This is a genomic window from Planctomycetia bacterium, assembly GCA_034440135.1.
GTDB lineage: Bacteria > Planctomycetota > Planctomycetia > Pirellulales > JALHLM01 > JALHLM01.
Genome location: JAWXBP010000380.1, coordinates 1 through 6,310, shown reverse-complemented (window position 1 = coordinate 6,310; position 6,310 = coordinate 1). Strand labels below are relative to the sequence as shown.

The 6,310-nt window shown below is 59.6% G+C and carries 6 protein-coding genes; 5 read left to right on the top strand and 1 reads right to left on the bottom strand.

The window, feature by feature from the left end:
- The first annotated feature begins 259 nt into the window (after positions 1-259).
- Positions 260-862, top strand: coding sequence for a sigma-70 family RNA polymerase sigma factor (locus SGJ19_22640; GenBank protein ID MDZ4783053.1), 603 nt, complete (start codon positions 260-262; stop codon positions 860-862).
- A gap of 28 nt (positions 863-890) precedes the next feature.
- Positions 891-1,439: a carboxymuconolactone decarboxylase family protein gene (locus SGJ19_22635; protein ID MDZ4783052.1), complete on the top strand. Its 549-nt coding sequence runs from the start codon at positions 891-893 to the stop codon at positions 1,437-1,439.
- A gap of 71 nt (positions 1,440-1,510) precedes the next feature.
- Here SGJ19_22635 and SGJ19_22630 read toward each other — a convergent pair whose 3' ends face one another.
- The gene (locus tag SGJ19_22630; protein ID MDZ4783051.1) at positions 1,511-2,395 is read right to left on the bottom strand and encodes a PP2C family protein-serine/threonine phosphatase; all 885 of its coding nucleotides are present in this window, start codon (positions 2,393-2,395) and stop codon (positions 1,511-1,513) included.
- 181 nt (positions 2,396-2,576) lie between these two features.
- Between SGJ19_22630 and SGJ19_22625 the strand changes: the two genes are divergently transcribed.
- The 3 genes from SGJ19_22625 to SGJ19_22615 all read left to right on the top strand — a co-directional run bounded on the left by SGJ19_22625 (position 2,577) and on the right by SGJ19_22615 (position 5,701).
- A complete protein-coding gene (locus SGJ19_22625) occupies positions 2,577-3,629 on the top strand; it encodes a DUF3179 domain-containing protein (GenBank protein ID MDZ4783050.1) in 1,053 nt (350 codons plus the stop codon).
- Positions 3,630-3,797: 168 nt separating this feature from the next.
- Positions 3,798-4,484: a carboxymuconolactone decarboxylase family protein gene (locus SGJ19_22620; protein MDZ4783049.1), complete on the top strand. Its 687-nt coding sequence runs from the start codon at positions 3,798-3,800 to the stop codon at positions 4,482-4,484.
- Positions 4,485-4,921: 437 nt separating this feature from the next.
- A complete protein-coding gene (locus tag SGJ19_22615; protein MDZ4783048.1) occupies positions 4,922-5,701 on the top strand; it encodes a MotA/TolQ/ExbB proton channel family protein in 780 nt (259 codons plus the stop codon).
- Positions 5,702-6,310 lie beyond the last annotated feature (609 nt).

Here is a 6,310-nt window from a genome sequence, read left to right as displayed (position 1 = left end):
CTTCTTCTGCATGGCACAACCTTCCTTGGTTGCACCCATCATCGACTTGAATCACTCACTCACAGTATCCTAAGTTCAAGGCATGACAATGCACTAGGTGGTGAATTCGGTTTTCCCGGAATAACTGAACCCAGAACTGTCACTCCCTTACAACTACAACGCCCCGGCCTCTTGGCAGATTGATGTAGGAGCGGCGTCGCTGCTTTGACGCGCAGCAGCATGGCGCCGCGTTTGAACAGTTCTCGCTTGGAGATCCCTGATGTTACAAAGCAGCAACGCTGAAGACTGGGTAGACGAGCACGCCGATGTCATGTATCGATACGCGGTCGCCCGCGTCGGACGGACACACGTGGCCGAGGACCTCGTTCAAGATGCTCTCTTGGCCGCCCTGAAGGCGCGTGACACCTACCAGGGGCGAGCGTCGCTTCGAACGTGGTTGTTCGGCATCTTAAGGCACAAGATCCTCGACCACCTTCTTGCGTGCCGCAGAGCCAATCCTTCCGGGACGGGGGATGCGGATGCCGCGGCTGTCGAAGGCTGGTTCGATGAGCAAGGCCGCTGGCTACGTCCCCCGAACAGTTGGTCGCTTGATCCGGCTGCGCAGGCCGAAAACCAGGAACTGTGGGAAGTGTTCCGAGGGTGTCTGTCCGGCGTCTCGCCGCGCGGACGCGAGATTTTTGCGCGCCGCGTGATGGACCATGAGAGCTGCGAATCGATTTGCGAGGACTTGGAGCTGAGTCCTGCCAACTTGTGGGTGATTCTTCACCGCGCGCGTGCGATCCTTCGCGCGTGCGTAGAGATGCGCTGGTTCGGAAAGGACGCTCGACAACACGCCGATCCGATTCGCCCGGCACTCGAGTAGTTATCCCAATCTTCTCAAGGAGTGTTCGATGCGTGTAAGCGTGACAGAAGAGCAGATTCAGGCAGCATTCGAGACGGTCAAGGACGATCCGTGCTTTGCCGAAAGCGTCGCGGCGATGCGTGCCGGAAGGCGACCGGGCGAGATGTTGCAGGCCATGTCCCTCAGGCCGGCGCTGCTCGCTGGCTTCAGGGAACTGAGCTACGGGCTTTACCCCGGCGGCCTTGTCGAGCGCGACCTCAAGGAACTCGTCATTCTTGAGTCATCGCGCGCCAACGCGTGCCAGTTCTGTACAGGCGTCCACATTGTGATCGCCCGCGCGTTGGGTATCGGCGACGATCCGCTTCGGCTGCTCGATGAGTCACAACGGCAGACGGAGCGCCAGCGATTGGCGCTTGAGTACACCAGGGCGGCCATGGTCAACTCAAACCGGGTGAGTGACGAGCTCTTCTCTCGTCTGAAACGTGCCTTCTCCGACGCTGAGATCGTGGAGATCACGTTTCTCATCGGGAACATCAACTGCCTTAACCTCTTTAACAACTGCTTGCGCGTGACTTACAACGGTGAGTACGAACCGTAGACCGAACCGCAGTTGAACCCGGCACAGCGCGTGCCGCTGAGGTGAGACACAGCCACGCTCTAGACTCTGTGCTACTGCCTCAGTCCCAGCATCCGGGCCATCGTTCTCATACGATGGATGAGGCTCTGTGGTGGGGGCTTAGCCCCGTTGGCGCGCAGGAGCAGCAGGGTCATGTCATCCGCGAAACCCGCTGACGAGGTGCGCTCGCGCAATGCACCGCGTACGCCGGCAAGCAGCGATTCGGGGGACGAACCTTTCGAATTGCGAACGATGTTCAACAGTCCTTGGTGCTCAAGCATCGTACCGTCCCGATCCCGAGCTTCGATCACACCGTCCGTCAGGAACAGCACCATATCGCCAGGATCAAGCCGGAGCGCAAACTGCGCGTAACCTATAGCAGGCTCGATTCCCAGCGGGAGGTTTGGAGTTCCCCCGTTGGGTAGTTCGGCCGGACGTTTGATCACCTCCCAGGTCGTTTGTTTGGCGCGATACAGCAGCGACCTCGGATGTCCCGCGTTACAGACGATAAACTGCTGCGTCGGCGGGAAAAATGTCGCGAGGATTGCGGTCGCGAAGTTGCCATCGTGGGAGAGCAGCGAAAAGTCGTCGTTTAGTGCCCGTGCAAGGCGAGTCTGGTCCGGCGTGTTGATATGACGCCGCATCAGCTTGCGCAGCTGTCGAGCAAGGCCCGCCGCTTGCAGACCGTGGCCTGTGACGTCGGCAAGGAGAAAGCGTGAGATGCGCGCACACGCGCACATCGAAACCAGGCAGAGGTCACCACCAACATCGCTGCCTGCCGGCTCCGACCAAAGCCACCCGTCTAACCCGGTCACGCTCAGACCGCTGTCAACCCTTGAGATGCCGCCCCAGAGCTCCAAACAGCTCATGGCATAGGTGTCGGCAGTGGCCCTCGGCAAATCAAGGTCGGTGGAGTTGGCAATAGCCGCACGGGTCATGTACTGATTTGTAGGCGGCGCGGGTCGATTCCTTACGTGCCTTCTGGGTTTTTCATGCGCTGCGCAGCGGGCCAGGTTCGAAGACGAGCGCACATTCGGCGACCGACAATCGCCGCCGATCGTGTAAGGCATTCACGGCTCTCTCGACTCACCACTGACGCGCAACGCAAAGGTGCCAAACATGACCAAGCGACCGAGATTCCGAGCCGTGATAATCGCAGTGGCAATCGCCGGCACGGCGTATGCCGGTTGGCAAGTTTCCCGAAACGAGGTGAATGCGACAGCATTGCTTTCCGCAGACGCCGCGCCGGCCCCGATGAACGATCCGATCGCTCAGTTCGACGCCACAGGGCTCACGCTACCCCGCTCGGACATCATCGCCGGCGGGCCGCCGAAGGACGGGATTCCTTCGTTGACTGCGCCAACGACAGCGCCGGTGGACCGCGCCGACTTCCTGCAACCAAACGACCGCGTGATTGTCGTAACAGTTGACGATCAGACTCGCGGCTACCCAATCGCCATCCTTACTTGGCACGAAGTGATTAATGATGAACTCGCTGGCGTGCCGGTGGCGGTCGTCTACTGCCCGCTTTGCGATTCGGTCACAGTGGTCGACCGCCGGATCGGAGGCAAGACGCTGGAGTTTGGGATCAGCGGCCTGCTCCACAATTCGAACGTCCTGTTATATGACCGAACGGACAATGCGCTGTGGTCACAGCTCGGCTTCCGCGCGGTGAGCGGCCCGAAAGTCGGACGAGCACTTCGGCACTTGCCTTGGGAACTCATCACGTTCAAAGCGCTCCGGGAGCGATATGCCAAGGCAACGGTCGTGACAAACCAGACCGGCCATCGCCGGGATTATTCGCAAGATCCCTATGGCGACTACTTTGCGACAGACCGGCTCATGTTTCCTGTGGCTCACCACGACGCGCGCCTCAAAGCCAAAGAGCGCGTGGTGGGCATTTGCGTCGGCGACGTATGCCGAGCGTACCCGGTTCAGCGAATTCTCGACGCACGAGGCAGGACGATCACTGACCAGTTAGGAGGCCAGCGCGTGGAGTTGCAGGCCGACGCGAGCGGAGGAGTCAGAATTGTTCAGGCGCCCCGCGACGCACGGGTTGCACACAGCTTCTGGTTCGCGTGGGCAGCATTTCATCCAAACACCGAATTGAGCAACGGAGTTGGGGAGCAGGTCACTCCCGCCACCAATCGTTCGGATCGAGCCAATGATTGAGCGGAGCGCGAAACACAGACCAGCCGCGTTCCCGCACCACAGCCGCAGTCATTTCTTCATCAGTCCATGCGGCAACTCCGCAAATCCCCGCCAACTGCCGGGACCGCCGGCACACCCCTTGGCCGGCGTTCGAGTAGAGTCAGCGACGAATCAAGGGTTGGAACCATCATGGTGAATGCTCAGGCAACCGTCGCGACAAAACCGCTCAGCACCTATCCGTGGCTGCTCCGGCTATTATTCTGGAAACAGAAACGAAGTTACGGCCGCGTGCTGCACCCGGCGCTCCTATGGGGCCGCTCTCCACGAGTGTTCACTGAACTGGCGATACTCTACGCCGCTCTCGACCGCCGCGCCTCGCCCCTGGCGCCTGGCCTTCGGTCGCTGCTGACGGTAGGAGTGTCGCAGATCAACCAGTGTGCGTTCTGCGTCGACATCAATTCTGCAAAGCTCGCCGAACGCGGAGTGCCGATGGAGAAAATTGACGCGCTTGCGGACTGGCGAGACAGTGTGTTGTTCCTACCCGAGGAACGTCTCGCGTTGGAATACGCAGAAGCTATTACGTTCAATCAAGTCGACGATGATCTGCGTCAACGCCTCAAACGGCGGTGGGACGACGACGTGATCGTCGAACTGACGGGACTGATCGCTTTTCAGAACCTCTCCTCGAAGTTCAACGCAGCGCTGGCGGTCCCCCCCACAAGGATTCTGCCGGATGCCGACGCAAGTATCCTCCCAATAAATCAGCGGCACGATCGCGCTGCGAATTCGTCAGGCAGCGTCCGGCGTGGACTCATGGAGTGTATCGTGCCGTTGCGGCATAGCCCGCTCGTGAACGAGCTGCACTTCCTGGGATAACAGCAACACGCGGGTCGGCTGGCCATGAACATCAAACTCTACTTCGAATGCCGCAAGCGGCGCGAACCAAATGCTACAGACAGTTCCGATCGCACCCCGGTAGAGCATGAGTTCCGGAATATCTCTGCCGAGTCGAACGACCTCGTCAACAAGTGGGGTTTGCACGGATGGACTCCGATGGTTTGGTGGGTGACGTGAGCGGATCACAACTGACAGTTCCGTTCACGGGACACTGCATATGTCCTGCCGCTCAAGGAATCCTTACAACCAACCCAATCGCGTTGGTCGCTTCGCGTGCTGATAAAATGCCTCCCGGGACAATCCTGATGCGTTGATTATCACACGTTCCTGATTCTGTCATGGGATTCATCTGCAAGCGACTCATCCCTTGACGCGCTCCTGCTCGCCGCGGGCGCACAGAAAAGGATCGGTGACGAATGGACGGTTCAACGGGCTTCGGGTTGTTTCTGACGTGGGGAGTCGTTCTTTATCCGATGTATCACGCGTCGCATGGAGCCATGGCTGCGTACTTCAAGCCGAACGAGATACTCCTCGTACTCGGCGGCTCATTGGGCGCGGCAATGTTGTCGCTCCCGATGCATGTCACCTTGAACGCATTCGGTTCGCTCAAGAAATGGCTGTTCAGCCGGCATCACAATCTCGATGCCGCCATACGCGAGATGGTCAACTACGCGGAAATCGCGCGGCGCGATGGCGTGCTGGCGCTGGAACAAGCGGCTCGCGAAGCGCCAGACCCGTTTCTTCGTCGGGGACTGCAACTCACCATTGACGGCTCCGACCCGGAAATGATTGAACAGGTAATGCGGCAGGAAATCGAGGCCATGCAGGAACGGCACAAACATGGCCGGCACTTCTTCGCGACGCTGGCGAAGTTCGGTCCCGGCTTTGGATTGATGGCCACACTCATTGCCCAAGTCGCGATGTTCCGGAATCTCTCGGGTGATCCTGCCATCATTGGATCGGCGCTGGCGATTGCGCTAACCGGCACGCTCTACGGCGCGATGCTGCAAAACCTGATCGTAGGACCCATCGCCGAGAAACTTGGGATACGCTCGCGTGAAGAGACTCAAGCCAAGGAACTGATCTTGCAGGGCGTGCTGAGCATTCAGGCCGGCCAAAACCCGCGCGCCGTGGAGACACAACTGCTCAGCTTTCTCAATCCACAACAGCACACCGCCATGAAGCGTGCGGCGTGAGCGCGGCTCGGAATTCAATTCCGCGAAAGCAGGTCGATATGCAGAAGAAACGAAAATCCGAGTGCGAATGCGAAGAATGTCCCGAGTGGATCTTCACATTTGCCGATCTGGTGATGCTGATGATGGGGTTCTTTGTCATACTCTGGGTACTCAAGCCGGCCGCAGCCACCGCGGCACCGGGGTCGCCGGAGCGTGAGCAATGGGAACAGACGGTCGCCGGAGTCCGCGATGCCTTTGGTTACCTTCCCGACCCGGGCAGTGACGATCCGATCGACCGAATTCTGCTGGAACATCGTCTGAATCCTCGCCCATGGCGCGGTCCGGGGAGCGGTGGGCAGACCAACGAGCCACGCACCGGCGCCGTCGGGACCGACGAGCGCACCGCGACGATTCGACTCTCCAAGCAAGTCGTCGAGGGCGGAACGTTAGTGAGCGTTACGCGAACTACACCGCCGCCGTTTGATCGTGTTGGTGTGCTTGGAGTTGAAGCCAGCGATCCGGCAGCCAATTGTCGAGCTGGCTGATCGGCGTCGTCGGCAGGTTGGTCAGCAGTTGTGTCAGGTATGCCTGCGGGTCGATGTTGTGGCGGCGGGCGGTGCTGGTGAGACT